11 protein-coding genes and 1 tRNA gene are annotated in these 16,964 nt (G+C 42.6%); 5 read left to right on the top strand and 7 right to left on the bottom strand.

All coding sequences use genetic code 11. From position 1 onward, the window contains the following. Positions 1 to 92: 92 nt before the first annotated feature. The 3 genes from JMX93_RS05550 to JMX93_RS05540 all read right to left on the bottom strand — a co-directional run bounded on the left by JMX93_RS05550 (position 93) and on the right by JMX93_RS05540 (position 5,663). Positions 93 to 1,832, bottom strand: coding sequence for a multidrug ABC transporter permease/ATP-binding protein (locus JMX93_RS05550; protein ID WP_499204109.1), 1,740 nt, complete (start codon positions 1,830 to 1,832; stop codon positions 93 to 95). Between the two features lie 112 nt (positions 1,833 to 1,944). After that, positions 1,945 to 4,233 carry a TonB-dependent receptor gene (locus JMX93_RS05545; RefSeq protein WP_499204108.1) on the bottom strand — a complete coding sequence of 763 codons (2,289 nt, stop codon included), beginning with the start codon at positions 4,231 to 4,233 and terminating at the stop codon, positions 1,945 to 1,947. A 302-nt stretch (positions 4,234 to 4,535) separates the two neighbouring features. Then, positions 4,536 to 5,663, bottom strand: coding sequence for a siderophore-interacting protein (locus tag JMX93_RS05540; RefSeq protein WP_499204107.1), 1,128 nt, complete (start codon positions 5,661 to 5,663; stop codon positions 4,536 to 4,538). A gap of 368 nt (positions 5,664 to 6,031) precedes the next feature. Here JMX93_RS05540 and JMX93_RS05535 point away from each other — a divergent pair, with 368 nt between their 5' ends. The 5 genes from JMX93_RS05535 to JMX93_RS05515 all read left to right on the top strand — a co-directional run bounded on the left by JMX93_RS05535 (position 6,032) and on the right by JMX93_RS05515 (position 12,202). Further along, positions 6,032 to 6,397, top strand: a complete 366-nt coding sequence (locus JMX93_RS05535; RefSeq protein ID WP_443559060.1) for an ATP-binding cassette domain-containing protein — start codon at positions 6,032 to 6,034, stop codon at positions 6,395 to 6,397. 365 nt (positions 6,398 to 6,762) lie between these two features. Beyond that, positions 6,763 to 8,004 (top strand): efflux RND transporter periplasmic adaptor subunit, encoded by a 1,242-nt coding sequence (locus tag JMX93_RS05530; RefSeq protein WP_499204106.1) that lies wholly within the window; start codon positions 6,763 to 6,765, stop codon positions 8,002 to 8,004. Between the two features lie 77 nt (positions 8,005 to 8,081). Continuing rightward, positions 8,082 to 9,269 (top strand): ABC transporter permease, encoded by a 1,188-nt coding sequence (locus JMX93_RS05525; RefSeq protein WP_499204286.1) that lies wholly within the window; start codon positions 8,082 to 8,084, stop codon positions 9,267 to 9,269. Between the two features lie 64 nt (positions 9,270 to 9,333). Beyond that, positions 9,334 to 10,041, top strand: coding sequence for an ABC transporter ATP-binding protein (locus tag JMX93_RS05520; protein ID WP_193013523.1), 708 nt, complete (start codon positions 9,334 to 9,336; stop codon positions 10,039 to 10,041). A gap of 478 nt (positions 10,042 to 10,519) precedes the next feature. Then, a complete protein-coding gene (locus JMX93_RS05515; protein ID WP_198331372.1) occupies positions 10,520 to 12,202 on the top strand; it encodes an NAD-dependent malic enzyme in 1,683 nt (560 codons plus the stop codon). A gap of 242 nt (positions 12,203 to 12,444) precedes the next feature. Here JMX93_RS05515 and JMX93_RS05510 read toward each other — a convergent pair. The 4 genes from JMX93_RS05510 to JMX93_RS05495 form a co-directional block, all read right to left on the bottom strand. Further along, positions 12,445 to 12,521: transfer RNA gene (locus JMX93_RS05510), tRNA-Ile, on the bottom strand. 217 nt (positions 12,522 to 12,738) lie between these two features. Further along, positions 12,739 to 12,891: a hypothetical protein gene (locus tag JMX93_RS05505; protein WP_499204105.1), complete on the bottom strand. Its 153-nt coding sequence runs from the start codon at positions 12,889 to 12,891 to the stop codon at positions 12,739 to 12,741. Between the two features lie 14 nt (positions 12,892 to 12,905). Beyond that, the gene (locus JMX93_RS05500; RefSeq protein ID WP_499204104.1) at positions 12,906 to 14,084 is read right to left on the bottom strand and encodes a tRNA nucleotidyltransferase/poly(A) polymerase-related protein; all 1,179 of its coding nucleotides are present in this window, start codon (positions 14,082 to 14,084) and stop codon (positions 12,906 to 12,908) included. Positions 14,085 to 14,291: 207 nt separating this feature from the next. After that, positions 14,292 to 16,613, bottom strand: coding sequence for an NADP-dependent malic enzyme (locus JMX93_RS05495; RefSeq protein ID WP_499204103.1), 2,322 nt, complete (start codon positions 16,611 to 16,613; stop codon positions 14,292 to 14,294). Positions 16,614 to 16,964 lie beyond the last annotated feature (351 nt).

The raw sequence follows: 16,964 nt of genomic DNA, 5'->3' as shown, positions 1-16,964 counted from the left end.
ATAAGTATTTTGTTTTTGAGTATAAAAAGGGGCATCTGTTAGACAGACGCCCCTTTTTTGTTATCATTGTTGCTTTGTTTTTGGAACTGGTACTATTTCAACATTGAGATTGCATCGGCACTGGCACGCTGTCGTTCTTCAGCATTAAGCTCAATGAGGCGACCTTCTTTCATCAGCAAGAGTCGATCAGCATGTTCAAAGTAACCATCATCATGACTGATAATAAAGAGCGTTTTACCCAATGCTTTTAGTTCAGGTATCAGTGTCTGATAGAACACTCGGCGAAAAGCAGGGTCTTGATCGGCAGCCCATTCATCGAGTAACAAGATGTCTTTTTGTTCAGCGACTGCGATCAGCATAGCCAAGCGTTTGCGTTGTCCTTGCGATAGCTTATCCGTAGACAGCTGGTTATCAGCCACACTTATTTTATCTTGCAAGTTCAATTTATGCAGCCACGCATTTACCAGTGATTCGTCCGGCTGCTGTCCTTGTCTGCCAATCAATTGCTTAAAAATATGCTGATCGCTAAAAATAGCAGAATACAGTTGTCTATAATCAGCATTATTCTGTGAATCAACGGGTTGTTTGTCGATATTTACTGTACCCGTGGTAGGCGTGAAAATGCCTGTGATAATCTTGGCCAGCGTAGACTTGCCGCTACCATTGGCCCCGATCAAAAACACTACATCGCCTCGTTGTAGCGTTAAATTGACGTTTTTTAAAATATCACTAGAGCGGCCGCTGTCTTTGGCTGTTAATGTCTGAGCATCGACATCATCGGCATTGTTGTCACCACTGTTATTGGAAACATTATAGCGATAGTTAACATCAGTCAGCGAGATGGTTTGCCAGTGTTGGCTGGTGTTGCCAGTTCTAAATGCTGATTGATAATCAGCCAATTCTAACGATTGTATTTTGTCTAGGGCGACTTGAGCCGTTTGCAATGTTGGATAGGCACCGACGGCATGGAGCAGCGGTGACTGCATAAATAGAATCGTTAAAGAAAAAGTGGTGGCGATGCCCATCGAGATGCCGAGATAATTTGACACGGCAAACACCACGCCAATCGCGGCGAACATCATAATGTTAGACCAGTTCACGGCTGATAAATGATAAGTGTCTGATTTGATGACGCGCTCTTTGTAGGTTTTTGCATGATCTAAAAAATCATGCGTGTATATCAGTTCGGCGCGATGATGATTTAATGCCAGCTCTTTGCGACCATCTATGATCGATTGATAATCTTGATACAGTGCATCGTCAATTTCTCTGATGGCTCTTAGGTGATGATACACATGCTTGACCAAAATGGTGCTGATCCAAATTGTCATTGCAATCCAAAATATGACTATCAGTAGTAATGGCAGTGAGAGCCAGCCCAAATAAAGCGCCACACCAATCGATAAAATAACACCTTGCACCAGTTCTGGCATACGGACAAAAGCAACGGTAATGGATTGAATATCTGATGACAAGCTGGCGAGTAATCGCGCACTACCCAAATGATCTATTTGCGGGACATTAGTATCGATGATTTGTTTGACCAGCTTGGTTCTGAGCTCGTAGACAAACTGATGCCCCAAGCGTGTGAGTGCATATTGCGACACAAAGGTGGTCACCAACAATAACAGCACGAGCATAGTAAACTGCCCTAAGCTCAACCACGATAAGGTATTGAATACAGGCTGACTGATAAAGGTGTGGTTGATATAAGCGATGATGCCCACACTGACCGCGGCATTCACCAAATTAAGTAAAATGACTTTAAGAAAAGGCAGACGATAGTTTGCCCAAATCATATGATATAAAGAAACGGTGGCGCGAGAGGACATAATGGCTCAATAATAGAATGGTTTTTTGCGTATTTTTGATGGCATAAAAGGGAGTAGGTTATGCCTAATCCCTTTTATCTAAGTCTTATAAACGTGGTTTAATCCGCATGTCTTAAAAGTCGAAAGTGGCTGACACTTTTAGGGCAGTAGGCTCACCGGCATTTAAATACCCAGCACCCGCATAACCACCCACTGATTGCCAATAGTCTTCACCAGTAACGTTAGTAACCACTCCTTTTAGCGTTACGTCTTGTCCAGCGAGCATGGTTTTGTAGCGAGCACCTAGATCTAATGTGGTATAACCGTCAACTTTTAAGGTGTTGGCGGCATCGGCATAACGTGCACCTGTGTGAATGATATCGCCGGTTAAGGTCATTCCTTCGACTGCCGCAACATCATATTCTAGATTGACGTTGCTTTGTAGCGTGGGCAGTCCGATGACTCGGTTGCCGTCTAACGTCACATCGCCCGTATCTTTTTGCTCAGCATTTAAGTAAGTAACACCAGCATTGAAGCGCATGTTTTCGCTCGGGCTACCAAATACAGTCAATTCCACCCCTTGATGGCGATTTTCTCCAGCAGCGGTAAACGTATTTGAGTCATTGACATAAGCACGCGGCTCATTAGTGCGGAATATCGCCAAACTACTGCCAATCAAACCATTGTCATACTTAACGCCAACCTCAGTTTGCTCACTCACATAAGGGTCTAAATTTTGACCACCATTGGTGACAGCACCGTCATTATTAGTCAGAGGTGCCCTTGCACCTGGCGCTAGGCTTTCGATATAGTTACCATAAACAGACCAGTCCATGCTCGGTTGATAGACAATACCAATACTTGGTGTCCACTCGCTTTTATCGTAATCAGCAGTTTGCACTTGAGTATTAGGATCATAGCTGGTGGTTTTTAGATTCTGATGACGCACACCTAAAGTAGTTTTTAACTTGTCATCGAACATAGAAATAGTGTCGGCTAGCGCAAAGCTCTGGAATTGCTTCTCGTTGGTTAATTTTGGATCGTCTAAGTTACCACCGAAGGTTGCTGTGCTTGTAAAAGGGACCTCAGCGTAGTCAGTAGGACGATATAAATTGGTTGCAAGTTGGTTACCAAAGTCAAAAGCATAAGCGCCTTTTTCTTCTTGGTCATAGAGATCCGCTGCTAGTACCCAATTATGAGCCACTTCACCCGTTTGCCATTTACCACGCAAACCGAGCTCGGCACTTTGTACCAGATCTTTTCTAGAGTTATCAAAGCGATAAGTTGTGCCCGCACCATCAACGTTGTTGACGGTTAAATTAGCCAGTGAGTTTTCTTCCTCACCACTTCGTACACCATAAGCACCATAAGCGGTAATATTATCAGTAAAATCATATTCTCCTCGAATGGTACCAAAGACATCTTCTTCATCTGAATACGTCCAAGGCTGCGCCCAATTCTTTGAGCCGTCTGGTGCTTTTGGTACTCTAGAAACACCAGCAAGTGTGACACTAGGACGAGTTTCTTTGAGTTTGTTGTCTTGCCAGCCCAAATCAGCTGATAGTCGATACTGATCGCCTCTATAATCTAATCCCAACGCTACCAGACCCAATGTTGAAGATTCGTCATCGATTGCACTGTCGCCATCTTGATAAGCAGCGTTAAAACGAACGCCAAAGGCATCATCTGTACCGAAGCGATCACTAACATCTACTGCCACTTTGCCTTGATCGCCTTGACCATAACCCAAGGTCAGCTCACGTAGCGGTTCGTTGCCAGCACGTTTTGGTAATAGATTAATCGTACCGCCAGCGTTACCACCACTGGGCGCAGCACCATTTAGCATGGTCGAAGCACCGCGCTGAACTTCAACGCGCTCAAACAGTTCAGTCGCGATATACTGCCTTGGTAATATACCGTACAGACCATTGTACATCGTGTCATCGGAGGTAGTGACAAAGCCGCGCATAAAGTACGCTTCTTGAAAGTTACCATAGCCTCTCGCGACACGGACAGTCGGGTCTTTTTTGAGCAGGTCGCCCACACTTTGTGCCTGCTGATTGGCTATGTATTCATTGGTATATGATGTGGTCGAGAACGGCGTATCCATAATGTCTTGATTGCCCAAGATTCCCACGCGGCTACCAGTTGCAACTTGACCACCTTCATAAGCGGTTGGCAGCCCGTCTGCTGAAGCATCGGCGCTACTGGTCACGACAATTTCATCGAGGACCACGCTTGGGGCACTGGATTGAGCATCGATACTTGAATCTGTTTGTGCCCATACGGCTTGGCTTGCACCCAGTAATATTACCGATGTGGACAAACAAGATGAGCACAGTGATTTTAGTAAAAATGGATGACGAGATATACTTAAAGGATTAGGGCGAAATAACGCAGAGTATAAGCGAGACAGTTGCATGAATATTTCCAGCACATAGATTAAATGCTCATTATAATGATAATCATTTTCATTACAATATATTACTGGATTAAATCTCAATATATTTTATCGTATTAAGTGTACGTTTTTGATAAACGGTACCACGAGTCGTCTAAAGTTGGTCAGTCACGCTATGGCAGCAGCAACGATTATTAATAGCTCAATCTATGAGCCATCACAAGTGTTTGGTAGATGGCTAAATACTTTCTATTGATGATTAAATGCCTACTGTTTTAAAAAAAGGCTATTTATAAAAAGATGCTGTCTATAAAAAATAATGATTATTGCGCACGCCAATAGACTTTAATGACCATATCCTGACGTGATAACCCAAGGTTTGCCTTTAGTTGCTGTCGTAATGATTTGATATCCGCTGCTTCCAGAGCACCCCATACTTTGCCAATCTTGAGAGGCAGTCTCGCGAGTTGTGTGTTTAATAATGCCATTATTTGCTCAGTAACATCAGTCGTTGGGGTGTTAATCAGGTGGCACAAATTATCTTGCAAAAAATGCGCATCGTGGCGCAGTTGATTACTGAGTGTTAGCGTATGTAAATAACGGATATCATCTGGATCATTAGTGATGGCAATGACAAGAGGCGGTAAAGGATTCTGCCAGCTTTCCAATAGATTGGCTACCGTAGGCAAAGAGGTTTCATCACAGATGAGTAAGCACTGACCAGTGCTGAGATGTTCTATTTTCTCTGGATATTCACGTACCGTTTTGATTTGACTGCCACAGTCAAGTGCACGCGCCCAAATGCCTCCCGCCGTGTCGCCATGAATGTAAACGTCTATCCATGCTTGGACGGACGAGCTGCTCGAATCTCGCCATGCTTTTCGCAAGGTATAGTAGCGCTGTAAAGGTTTGTCGCTATCTTTTGAATGATTTTTTGTAGCAGATAGACCATCCGAATCCAGCTCAAACAAATACGCGTAGCCAGGATGAGTGAGTGGCGTACTATCGGGTGCGGTTACCACCAGTCGATACATATTGGGGCTGGCGTAATAGCCATCAATGACCGTAAAACGCTGTTCTTTAAGCTTGATAGTGCGCTTGCCAAGCTTATTGGCAGATGTTTGCAATAGCGTTATATATTGCTCTTGTAGCGTCATAGATTCACTAATAGGAGCCGTAAAATCGATAAAATATTGACTTCTAAGCATGGTGCTGTTTGTTAAGGTGTCGTTGTCATGGTTGGTGGCTGTGACATCCATCAATATTCCATCAGTATACAGCTCTTTTATCGAGGCGATCTCGTGCTCACTCACTGTCGTGGTAGTGAAGGCATTGATAAACATAGCGAGTTCATCTTGATGCTCTTCATTGACATGACTCATAAACTGGTCTTTGTCAGCCATGTCTAGCGGTGTTTTATCGAAATCGTACTGAGCAGGTGATTGAGCCATAAAATGTCATCCAAGCCAAAATTCAAATAATCGTTAAGCAGAAAGTTTTAATCAATGAATGATTGGCTACTGATTAAGGGCGAGATAGAAATGTAATAATTGCTATGCATAAAAAAATTCAAATGCTAATGATTATTAATGTCACCTAGGTTTTTATTACGATAATATACCATAGGTTAATTTATTTACAATCATAAACGGGCTGGTGTCATACGATGATTGATATTTTTCTTGTAATGATCAGCGATAGTGACTCTTAGACGATGCATATGGATGTACCGGTTGGCACCGTTTTAGCGTTGCTTGGCGGTCAATTCTTTATTTGGCTGTTCGTGCGTAGTAGCCGCCGTTAATCGGAGAGGGTATTTATGTTTCATTCATTTTTTACGGCTACATCAAAGACATCGCTAGCGAATCGAGACAGTCGTATAAATAGTAGTGATGCAGGTGAGTTACTGTCGATGCAAGATATTCATATCTCGCACGGTCATAAAGCATTGTTAAGAATAGACAAGCTAACCGTGCCAAGCCAAAAGCTGGTCGCCTTTATCGGACCAAATGGCGCGGGTAAAAGCACGTTGCTGCATACAGTTTTGGGTCAACACACAGGAACTGCGCTTAAAACGGATGGTCACATTACGATTTACGGTCAGCCTATCAACGAGGTCATGAATGATGGTCATATCGCTTGGGTTGGACAACATGAGCGTTTTACTCTGTTTATATCGCACTGATTTATTCGGTAATAAAAAACCCTTCATGCTATATAAATAATAGCATGAAGGGTTTTTTAACATCTTAATTATTGTAATGAAGCAAATGCTCCTAATATAACCATGCAAAATATAATCATACAAACAGGATGATTTTCAGTTAATAAATAATTTTAAATCTAAAAAATTATGAGTTGATATCCTCTATTTTAGTTAAAAAGTCACTTTATTATCTGGTTAATTAATATAAATCATTTGCTCATTTTCCTAAAAAAATCCACCAACCACTATTATTTTAGTAAAATATTTGAAGTAAACTCGCATAACGATCGGATTTAGTAGAAACTGTAAACCACTAGGTATTTGTTCTGAACTGGAGAAACTCATTGCGCGCTATTCCTTATAAACTTATTGTTAGCGCACTACTGCTCATCATTGTTGCGGGATTTTTTGCCTTTCGCTGGTGGCAAGGACCACTATTACCAAGCTATAGAATATCTTCGATGCCTTTGGTGCAGACGGTAGTAGCGACTGGACGGGTCGTCGCCGTATCAAATACTGACATTGGTAGTGAGATATCAGGTATCGTATTAGAGCGGCTGGTGCAAGAAGGCGAACAAGTCGCTGCAGGAGATTTATTGTTGGTATTGAGCTCCGATGACGTTGCAGCCCAAGTGCGTCAAGCAGAAGCCGAGTTGGCGGAATTGATTAGTAGCACTCGTCCACAAGCAGTGGTGGATTTGACCAATGCCGAAGTAGCGTTGGCGCAAGCTGCCCGTAATGTCGAGCGTAGGCGTGAATTGGCGGCCATCTCGGCCATTTCTGATGAAGAACTGGAGCAGGCGATTCAAGCCCAAGCTCAAGCCCGCAATAACCTTGAAAATGCACGCCTGAGAGCAAATGCACTCTCATCTGGTGGTGTTGAAGAAGATTTATTACGTGCTCGTATCGCAGCACTGCAGGCTCAGCTCAACAAAGCGCAAGTACGTAGCAAAGTATCAGGCACTATTCTGACCCGTAATGTCGAGATAGGCGATTTGGTACAGCCGGGTCAGAGCTTGTTTACTATTGCCCTCGATGGTGAGACTGAAATAAGAGTGCCGCTTGATGAACGTAATTTATCTCGACTGGCTTTGCAGCAACCAGCTGTCGCTATTGCCGATGCCTATCCGGATAAACCGTTCCCAGTACGTATTAGTTTTATTGCACCAAGCATAGATCCGCAACGCGGTACGGTAGAGGTGAGATTGGCTGTTGACCCTGTACCTGATTTTTTGCGTCAAGATATGACAGTATCAGTGAATATCGAAACGGATCAACGCGCAAAAGCCTTAGTCATTCCTAATGATGCACTGGCCAATGTTAAAGAAGACAACGCCGAAGTCTTACTATTGCGTGATGGTAAAGTCCAGCGCCAGCGAGTAAGATTGGGGTTGCGCGGGTTGGCAGCATCAGAGGTACTTTCGGGACTGAGTGAAGGTGATGAGATATTGGTTGATGCGACAGCCTCGTTGGCTGATGGCGAAAGAGTTAGAACTACGCTGCAAGCCGCACCTTTTGCCGATACTGAGGCTAACAAGATGACGACGGCACCTGATAAGAGCCAAGCAGCGGAGACAGTCAATTGACGGCTTTTTTCGGTAAACTTTGGATTAACGCTACTATTGCCATCAGTTTTTTACGTGAGGGACGCATACAGTCGCTCATGATTACCTTAGGAGTGGCGATAGGTGTCGCGGTCATCATATTCATAACGGCATTGATTCAAGGGTTACAGACTAATCTTATCGATAGTACCCTCGGCAGTCAGGCACATATTCGCTTATTACCGCCAGACGAAGTCAACCTAATAGCGCCTGCTGCTGCTGATACCCTGCAACTGATACAAGAAGACAAGCGTCCGCAACGATTGCGTTCAATCAATAATTGGCAGCAAATCACTGACACTTTAGATCAATTACCTTTATTGACTGCAGTATCACCAAACGTATCTGGGCCAGGTTTTGTCAGGCGTGGTGAGGCACTAGAGTCGGTGATATTAGTGGGTACTGATTTGGTGCGCTATCAGAACATTATCCCACTTGATGAATACTTAATCAGTGGTGAGCTTCGAGTCGGCGCAGATAATGTGTTGATTGGTAGTGAGCTGGCTAAAGATTTGGGAGTAGAAGTCGGCAGTAAGTTACGTTTGGACACGGGTCAAGACAGTAGTGATAATAGCAGCAACAATCTGAGTAGCAACCTTAGTAGTAACAGCGCTGTCGTCAATGTCGCTGGTATATTTGAGCTCGGCGTACGAGAGCTTGATGCGCGCTACGTTTATCTAGACTTAAAACAAGCGCAGTCATTACTCAACCTACCGGGCGGTATCACAGTCATTGATTTGACGGTTGAAGATATCTTTGAGGCAGAAGAAATCGCTGCCCAAGTTGGGCGCTTAACCTCGTTGCAAGCAGAAAGCTGGATTGAAACCAACGCCCAACTGCTAAATGGTCTCACTGCTCAAAGTTTATCTAGCAATATGATTGTGGTTTTTGTGGCAATTTCGGTGGCTTTTGGCATTGCCAGTGTCCTATCAGTTAGCGTGGTACAGCGTACGCGAGAGATCGGTATTCTACGAGCAATGGGCGCAACTCGTCAGCAAATCCTACGAATATTTTTGATTCAAGGGGCCATATTTGGCTTGTTAGGCTCCATGGTTGGTAGTGGTGTCAGTTATGTATTGGTCTGGTCTTTTAATACTTTTGGACCCAATATATTTACGATTCCAATATCGATAAACTTAATCTTAGTGACTATGTCGCTAGCAACGCTAACAGGTGTTATAGCAGCAGCTATCCCAGCGCGGCGAGCAGCAGCACTCGATCCAGTGGTGGCTATTCGTTATGTCTAATCATGATTCCAGTGCCACTTTTAATAATCATTCTGCTAGTCCTTTTGATAAGACGTCAACCCTTATGCCTAGTGAATCTCACGAAGTCTTGCGTTTAGAGGCACTAAAAAAGTCTTATAATATCGGTCAACCTAATGAGATTGAAGTGCTTCACGGTATTGACTTAACTATTAGTACTAATGACTTTGCAGCACTGATTGGTCCTTCAGGTTCGGGTAAAAGCACTCTACTAAATATACTAGGTTTACTGGATCAGCCAACCAGCGGTGAGTTATATCTTTTGGGTCAAGCAACCAGTGCTATGAGTGATGCCGGTCGCACCGCGTTACGTGGCAGTAGTATTGGCTTTGTCTTTCAGTTCCATCATCTGATTCAAGCTTTTAGCGCATTAGACAATATCTTAATGCCTCTAACGTTGACACAGGGTCGTCCGAATAAGGTTGCTATTCAAAAAGCGCGAGAGCTATTGGCAGCTGTTGGTCTAGAGCGATTCGCTGGTAGTAAGCCTAACGAGCTATCAGGCGGTCAGCAACAGCGTGTGGCGATTGCACGAGCCTTGATAACTGAGCCGGCATTGTTATTGGCTGATGAACCTACGGGTAATCTTGATACCGTTACAGCTGCCGAGGTGTTTGAGCTGTTCCGCAAGGTCAATCAGGAACGTGATTGCGCAGTATTGCTGGTCACTCATGATCCACGCTTATCAGCATCCTGCGATCGAACGATTAATTTGGTTGATGGTCGTATTGAGAGTGATACGTTGAATAATTAAAAATATTGTATGGATAATAAAAAACCCTTTTTATAAAAATTTAGGGTAAAAGCTAAATACATCTATCAACAAGTAGATATACTTATCAATAAATTTAGAGTATTAAAATAAATAGCAATAATCGATAAAGCTTTGGTTCTAAGTAGCAATCGAGCAAGTAGCTAGCAGGCTTTATTCTTTATTCAATATGTACTAGCATCCTATCTGTTCATGCATATACTACACCATTTCCTAGGCTCTGTTGGGATAGATACAGAGTTTTCATGTGCTTGACTAAGATCAACTTGGCATTTGATTCCTTTTAGGCATCTCCATAGAAAATGATATTATTTATAGGTAAATGTATCAGTGTCATCAAGTTTAGAACCATGCTTACTCAAAATGATTTGTTATCTATTGTTAAATATGGGCTGATGCTATGTATAATGCAGCACTAGCATAGTTTCCACTCATACGTCCTTAATAAGAAGATTCCATTATGTCAAACAAACGTCCTTTATATATTCCCATTGCTGGACCAGCTCTACTAGAGACCTCTTTACTGAATAAAGGCAGTGCTTTTTCATCAGAAGAACGTGATAGCTTTAATTTAACCGGGCTATTACCTCATAATATTGAGACGATTGAGGAGCAATCATTACGTGCTTATCATCAACTGCGCTCATTCACTAATGATATGGATAAGCATATTTACTTGCGTAATATACAAGATACCAATGAAACCTTATTTCACCATCTAATTGAGCAGCATATTGAGGAAGTCATGCCGCTCATTTATACGCCAACAGTTGGTCAAGCGTGTGAAAAATTCTCGCAAATTTATCGCCGTAAACGGGGTTTGTTTATCTCATATCCTGAGCGCCATCAAATCGATGATATGCTGCAAAATGCCACCAAACAAAACGTCAAAGTAATCGTTGTCACTGACGGCGAACGTATATTGGGCCTAGGAGATCAAGGTATTGGTGGTATGGGTATTCCCATTGGTAAGTTAGCTTTGTACACGGCTTGTGGTGGTATCAGCCCAGCTTATTGTCTACCTATTTTGCTGGATGTCGGCACCAATAACCAACAGCTACTTGACGATCCTATGTACATGGGTTGGAGAAATCCACGCATCTCTGGTGATGAATATAATGAGTTTGTCGATTTATTTATTCAAGCCGTTAAGCGTCGTTGGCCAGAGGTGTTATTACAATTTGAAGATTTTGCACAGGAAAACGCCACCCCTTTATTGAACAGATATCGTGACCAGTTATGCTGCTTCAATGATGATATTCAAGGGACTGCTGCGGTTTCGGTCGGTGCTTTGATTGCAGCGTGCCTAAATAAAGGTCAGAAACTAAGTCAGCAAAAAATAGCATTTTTAGGGGCAGGATCGGCAGGATGTGGTATTGCTGAGCATATCATTCGTCAAATGCAGCGTGAAGGGTTGACTGAAGAGCAGGCTCGCAGTCAAGTATTTATGGTTGACCGTTATGGCCTGCTTACTGATAGCATGACAGAGCTACAAAAATTCCAAGAACCGTTAGTGCAAAAGCAGTCTGCTATTGAGCACTGGGACAAAAGTCAAAAGCTGGGTTTAGCGCAAGTGGTCAAACAAGCAGAAATCACCGTATTATTCGGCGTCAGTGGACAAAAAGGTCTGTTCACCCAAGAGGTGATCGAATTATTATGTGTTAATACTGAAAACCCAATTGTACTACCGCTTTCAAATCCAACTTCTCGTGTGGAAGCAACGCCGCAAGAAGTGACTAATTGGAGTAAGGGTAAGGCAATTATTGCAACGGGTAGTCCTTTTCCCCATACCACTTTTAACGGTCAGTCTTTTGAAGTTTCTCAGTGTAATAACAGCTACATATTTCCCGGTATCGGTCTGGGTGTTTTAGCAGCACGGGCGACGGGTATCAGCGATAATATGCTAATGGCGGCAAGCCAAGCCCTTGCAGATATATCAATGGAATACGAAAAAGCACCAGGTGCCATACTACCGCCTATTAAAGTTATCAGAGAGATTAGTGAAAAAATAGCTTATGCAGTGGCATTGCAAGCAGTTCAAGATAAGCTGGCACTACCCATCACGGTGGAGAATTTACAACGCCGATTAAAAGCGAATTTTTGGTTACCTGAATATCGTAATTATCGCCGTACTTCTTTCTAGTTTTATAAATTAGATATAGCGCATTCTAATATTAAGCATATAATCTAAGTAAAACACTAAATGAAAAAAGGTTGTTAATGCTATATTATATATAGTGTTGGCAACCTTTTTTGCTTCTATCAAATCCATGAGTTTACCAAGTTTGCTTTTACCATTTTTTCAGCATAGCTCAATGATTGTTTTCCATTAAATTTTAGACAATAAAAAATCCTTACAAGCATTGGCTTGTAAGGATTTAAATTTGGTGGGCCCAGTAGGACTTGAACCTACGACCAAAGGATTATGAGTCCTCTGCTCTAACCAACTGAGCTATGGGCCCTAACGTTAGACGCACAATGATACCTGATTTATTTAATTTTTCAAGTAAAACATAAGAAGTAATAGAGATATTTTTAATAAAACCCTATTTTTCTACTAAATAAGACCAATAACCAATATAAGGCAGAGACTACCCTCGACTGTGATGATTGCATCAGTGACATAATTACTTGTATAAGATAAATCATACAATGGGCAATCTTGTTAGGTCGATTTGCTTACAGCATAGGGATAGCATCGATGATATTTCGTTGCTGTTCATTATTGAGTGATTGATCATTATATACTTCAGGTAAAATATTTACCTCGAAAGCACCAGCATTGACACACATTTCTCGTGTAATCGGCAATGCAAGCGATTGTACCATCATAAGATTGTCCGCCCTTAGCTTAACAGTAAGTGTTCAATTCTGGCTTGTCTGAGTGCTGCACCAATCGCAGGGCCTGTCAGCTTTGAATCAATATCTTGCATACTAATGGCATGAAAGCTACTCAGTGCTAGCATCATCTGACGGTGCTGTGTTGCCAACTGCAAGACGTGACTGCACACGAGTAGTTGCGAGAGCTTATCAGGCTCTTTATGAGCGCTGCAAGTTTGTATGAGGTCAATTTTTTCAGCCGCATTTAAATGATTTATCGCATTTAGTTTTGTGGCTTGCTGAGTGAAGAGAGTCGCAAATTGGGTGTGTACTTTTGGTACCTTAGCGGCGTTGCCTATTTTGCTAATGTTTTTGGCGATTGCTGATTCATTAGCATCAAGGTCTTTATCTATCAACCTAAATAAACCTGCGTTAAGACTTGCCATTAATAGTGCCCAACGTTGTGATAAGTTTAATTTCATTTGGCCTGCGAAATAAAGCGCTGTCTGCACTGTCTCTCGTATATGAGCATCAGCCCAAGCTTCATGTAGTGGAGAAAAATATTCTGTGAGAGCACCAATATCAAACAGTTGTTGCCAGTATACGTGCGGTGATAGCTGCATGGTTGCACGGCTAGATTCTTGCCAAATACGCTCCGCACTTAAATGTGCAAGCTCTCCTGAGTCAACCAATTGGCGCATCAAAATTAAAGTTTCATCAGCAATGACAAAACCTAGGTCATAATAACGGCTATAGAAGCGAGCGGTTCGGAGCACCCGTAGTGGGTCTTCGCTAAACGCATTTGATACATGGCGTAAGGTTTTACTGTCTATATCAGCCATGCCACCATAATAGTCAATGACGTCACCGTTGATAGGAGTGTCATCAGTTAAGCTAGTGACTTCTATTGCCATGGCATTAATTGTCAAATCTCGACGTTGTAGATCCTCTTTTAAGCTGATGTCAGGACTGGCATGTACGCTAAATCCTTTATATCCCAAGCCTTCTTTGCGTTCAGTGCGTGCCAGTGCATATTCTTCATGGCTATTAGGATGCAAAAATACAGGGAAATCTGCGCCCACTTGCAGAAATCCTGCGTCAAGCATTTCTGCAACGGTTGCACCGACGACGACAAAGTCTTTATCTTTGATAGGACGTGCTAATAGTTGATCGCGTACTGCGCCGCCGACAAGGTAAATTTGCATGATATCCTCTATCTTTTGTTTTAATTGAGCAAGTGATGACTGATACTGAATAAGGCTGTGCTACGTCTTAGCCAGTTTATAATGAGCAAAAAAAACCAGCCAACGCTATTTAATAGCATTGGCTGGTTTTAGTATAGCAGACGGCCTCTATAAATGAATAATAGAGACCATCTCGACAACAGATACTACTATGTGGCGCAGGATATATTACTGATTTTCGCTTGCCAAATCCTGAGATTCAGTGACGGCAAGAGCCGTCATATTAACGATACCACGCGCAGTAGCTGATGGTGTGAGAATATGTACCGGTTTGCTAGTACCTAATAAAATAGGACCAATAGAGGCACTACCAGTTGCTGTCTTGAGCAGATTAAAGGCAATATTTGATGCGTCAAGCGTTGGTAAGATGAGCAGGTTTGCTGCACCTTTTAACGGGCTTGATGGCATATTGTTTAAACGTATATGCTCATTCAGCGCTGCGTCACCTTGCATCTCGCCGTCGAACTCAAAGTCTACGTTCATATCTGTCAGCAGTTGATAGACCTTACGCATCTTGACAGCACTGGTACGATCTGAAGCGCCAAAGTTAGAATGAGAGACTAGCGCGACGCGCGGTACAATACCAAAGCGACGTAATTGATCAACCGCTAGGACAGTCATCTCAGCCAATTGTTCAGCCGTTGGATCTTCGTGGACATAAGTATCAGCGATGAAAATATTACGATCTTGCATTAGTACAGCATTCATAGCATAGAAGTCGTTCACATCTGCTTTTTTGCCAATAACGCTTTGTACATATTTTAAATGCAACTGATAATGGCCAAACGTACCACAAACCATGCCATCTGCAGCGCCATTTTCGACTAATAGTGAGCCGACCAAAGTGGTCTTGCGACGAACGTCACGGCGCGCAAGTTCAATACTCACACCAAGACGTTTATTCTTCTCGTAGTAGCCCTGCCAGTAGTCTTTATAACGAGGGTCATCATCAATGTTGACGATAGTAATGTTCTCGCCATCTTTTAGACGCAAACCCAATTTTTCGATATTGGCTTCGATGACTGAAGGACGACCAATTAAAATAGGCTTTGCCAGCTTTTCATCAACAACAACTTGCACAGCGAGCAAGATATTATTGTCTTCACCTTCACAGTAAACGATACGTTTTGGATCGGATTTGGCACGAGCAAAGATTGGCTTCATCACGAATGCAGAATTATAGACAAACTCAGACAGACGCTGACGGTAAGCTTGCATATCAGCGATAGGTAAGGTTGCAACGCCTGAATCCATTGCCGCTTGAGCGACCGCAGATGCGATCTCGATGATTAGATTTGGCTCTAGCGGACCTGGAATCAAGTAGTCACGACCGAAACTTTGCATTTTTTCGATATTTCTAGCGCTTGTGGTCGGTGTTGCTTCAACGTGTGCCATCGCAGCGATAGCTCTTACACAGGCCACTTTCATCTCTTCGTTAACAGTCGTCGCACCAACATCTAATGCGCCGCGGAAGATATAAGGGAAGCATAAAGCGTTGTTTACTTGGTTTGGATAGTCTGAGCGACCGGTTGCCATGATGACATCTGGACGTACGGCGTGCGCCAATTCTGGCATGATCTCAGGCGTTGGGTTGGCAAGCGCAAAGACGATAGGGTCTTTTGCCATGCGGCGAACCATATCTTCAGATAACGTACCAGGCATAGATAGACCAAGGAACATATCGACATCGTCCATAACCTCGTCGATAGTGGTCGCAGTCGTCTCACGTGCATAACGCTGTTTGGTTTCGTCAAGGTTTTCACGAATAGTAGTAATAATACCGCGTGAATCTGAAACAAAGATGTTATTTTTGTTCACCCCAAGTGCGCAAATAATATCTAAACAAGAAATGGCTGCGGCACCAGCACCTGAACAGACAATTTTAATCTCTTCGATTTTTTTGCCAGTAATCAATAGTGCGTTTAGCATCGCTGCTGCAACAATGATTGACGTACCATGTTGGTCATCATGGAATACTGGAATGTTCATGCGCTCACGTAATTCACGCTCAATTTTGAAACATTCTGGTGCTTTGATGTCTTCTAGGTTGATACCACCAAAAGTAGGCTCAAGAGAAGCGACTGCTTCGATGAATTTATCTGGATCGTTTTGGGCAATTTCAATATCAAAAACGTCGATACCTGCGAATTTTTTGAATAGAACGCCTTTACCTTCCATCACAGGCTTTGATGCCAATGGACCGATATTACCTAGACCCAGTACCGCAGTACCATTGGTGATAACACCAACCAAGTTGCTACGTGCGGTATATTTAGCCGCTAATGTCGGGTCTCTTTGAATCTCAAGACAAGGAACTGCCACACCTGGTGAATAAGCAAGTGCTAAGTCACGTTGGTTTGCCAACTGCTTAATAGGGGTAACAGAGATTTTACCTGGACGTGGGAACTCATGATAATGTAAGGCAGCTTGTTCAAACTGCTCTTTTTCTGTAGGAAGGTTATCCGTATTCAAAGTGGTATCGTCATTCATAATAATTGCCATGGTTGGAATAAATTGGAATAAAGTAAATGGTGATAAAAATAACGTTTTACCCTCAAAAAATCATGGAATGATAATCCTCTAAGGGTAACGTAACGCTAAACAGCTAATAATTCAAAGTGGCAGGATTAGCAACTAAGGATTGGATCAAAAAAGTAATCTAGCAAAAACAGTTATTCTAGCATTATTGGCAATTCACTGCCTAGTCAACAGCGGCGAATTGTGCGGATAATATAATGAAATGATATTCATTATTTAGCCAATTAATAATGCCAAAAAATAGAGTTAAATATCAACCTTAATCTCATAATGTTTCAAAATATTACAGAATAGCAGTTTAAC

Origin of the sequence: Psychrobacter muriicola 2pS, from assembly GCF_904846535.1 — a bacterium.
In the GTDB taxonomy this organism is placed as follows: Bacteria; Pseudomonadota; Gammaproteobacteria; order Pseudomonadales; family Moraxellaceae; genus Psychrobacter; species Psychrobacter aquimaris.
Note: the sequence above shows the minus strand (reverse complement) of the source record. Positions and strands in the feature narration are given on the sequence as shown.

Coding starts and splice junctions, on each gene's coding strand:
- JMX93_RS05540 (WP_499204107.1), bottom strand. CDS start 5,663: ATGGCTCAATCACCTGCTCAGTACGATTTCGATAAAACACCGCTAGAC.
- JMX93_RS05545 (WP_499204108.1), bottom strand. CDS start 4,233: ATGCAACTGTCTCGCTTATACTCTGCGTTATTTCGCCCTAATCCTTTA.
- JMX93_RS05550 (WP_499204109.1), bottom strand. CDS start 1,832: ATGTCCTCTCGCGCCACCGTTTCTTTATATCATATGATTTGGGCAAAC.
- JMX93_RS05495 (WP_499204103.1), bottom strand. CDS start 16,613: ATGAATGACGATACCACTTTGAATACGGATAACCTTCCTACAGAAAAA.
- JMX93_RS05520 (WP_193013523.1), top strand. CDS start 9,334: ATGCCTAGTGAATCTCACGAAGTCTTGCGTTTAGAGGCACTAAAAAAG.
- JMX93_RS05500 (WP_499204104.1), bottom strand. CDS start 14,084: ATGCAAATTTACCTTGTCGGCGGCGCAGTACGCGATCAACTATTAGCA.
- JMX93_RS05505 (WP_499204105.1), bottom strand. CDS start 12,891: ATGATGGTACAATCGCTTGCATTGCCGATTACACGAGAAATGTGTGTC.
- JMX93_RS05525 (WP_499204286.1), top strand. CDS start 8,082: ATGATTACCTTAGGAGTGGCGATAGGTGTCGCGGTCATCATATTCATA.
- JMX93_RS05515 (WP_198331372.1), top strand. CDS start 10,520: ATGTCAAACAAACGTCCTTTATATATTCCCATTGCTGGACCAGCTCTA.
- JMX93_RS05535 (WP_443559060.1), top strand. CDS start 6,032: ATGTTTCATTCATTTTTTACGGCTACATCAAAGACATCGCTAGCGAAT.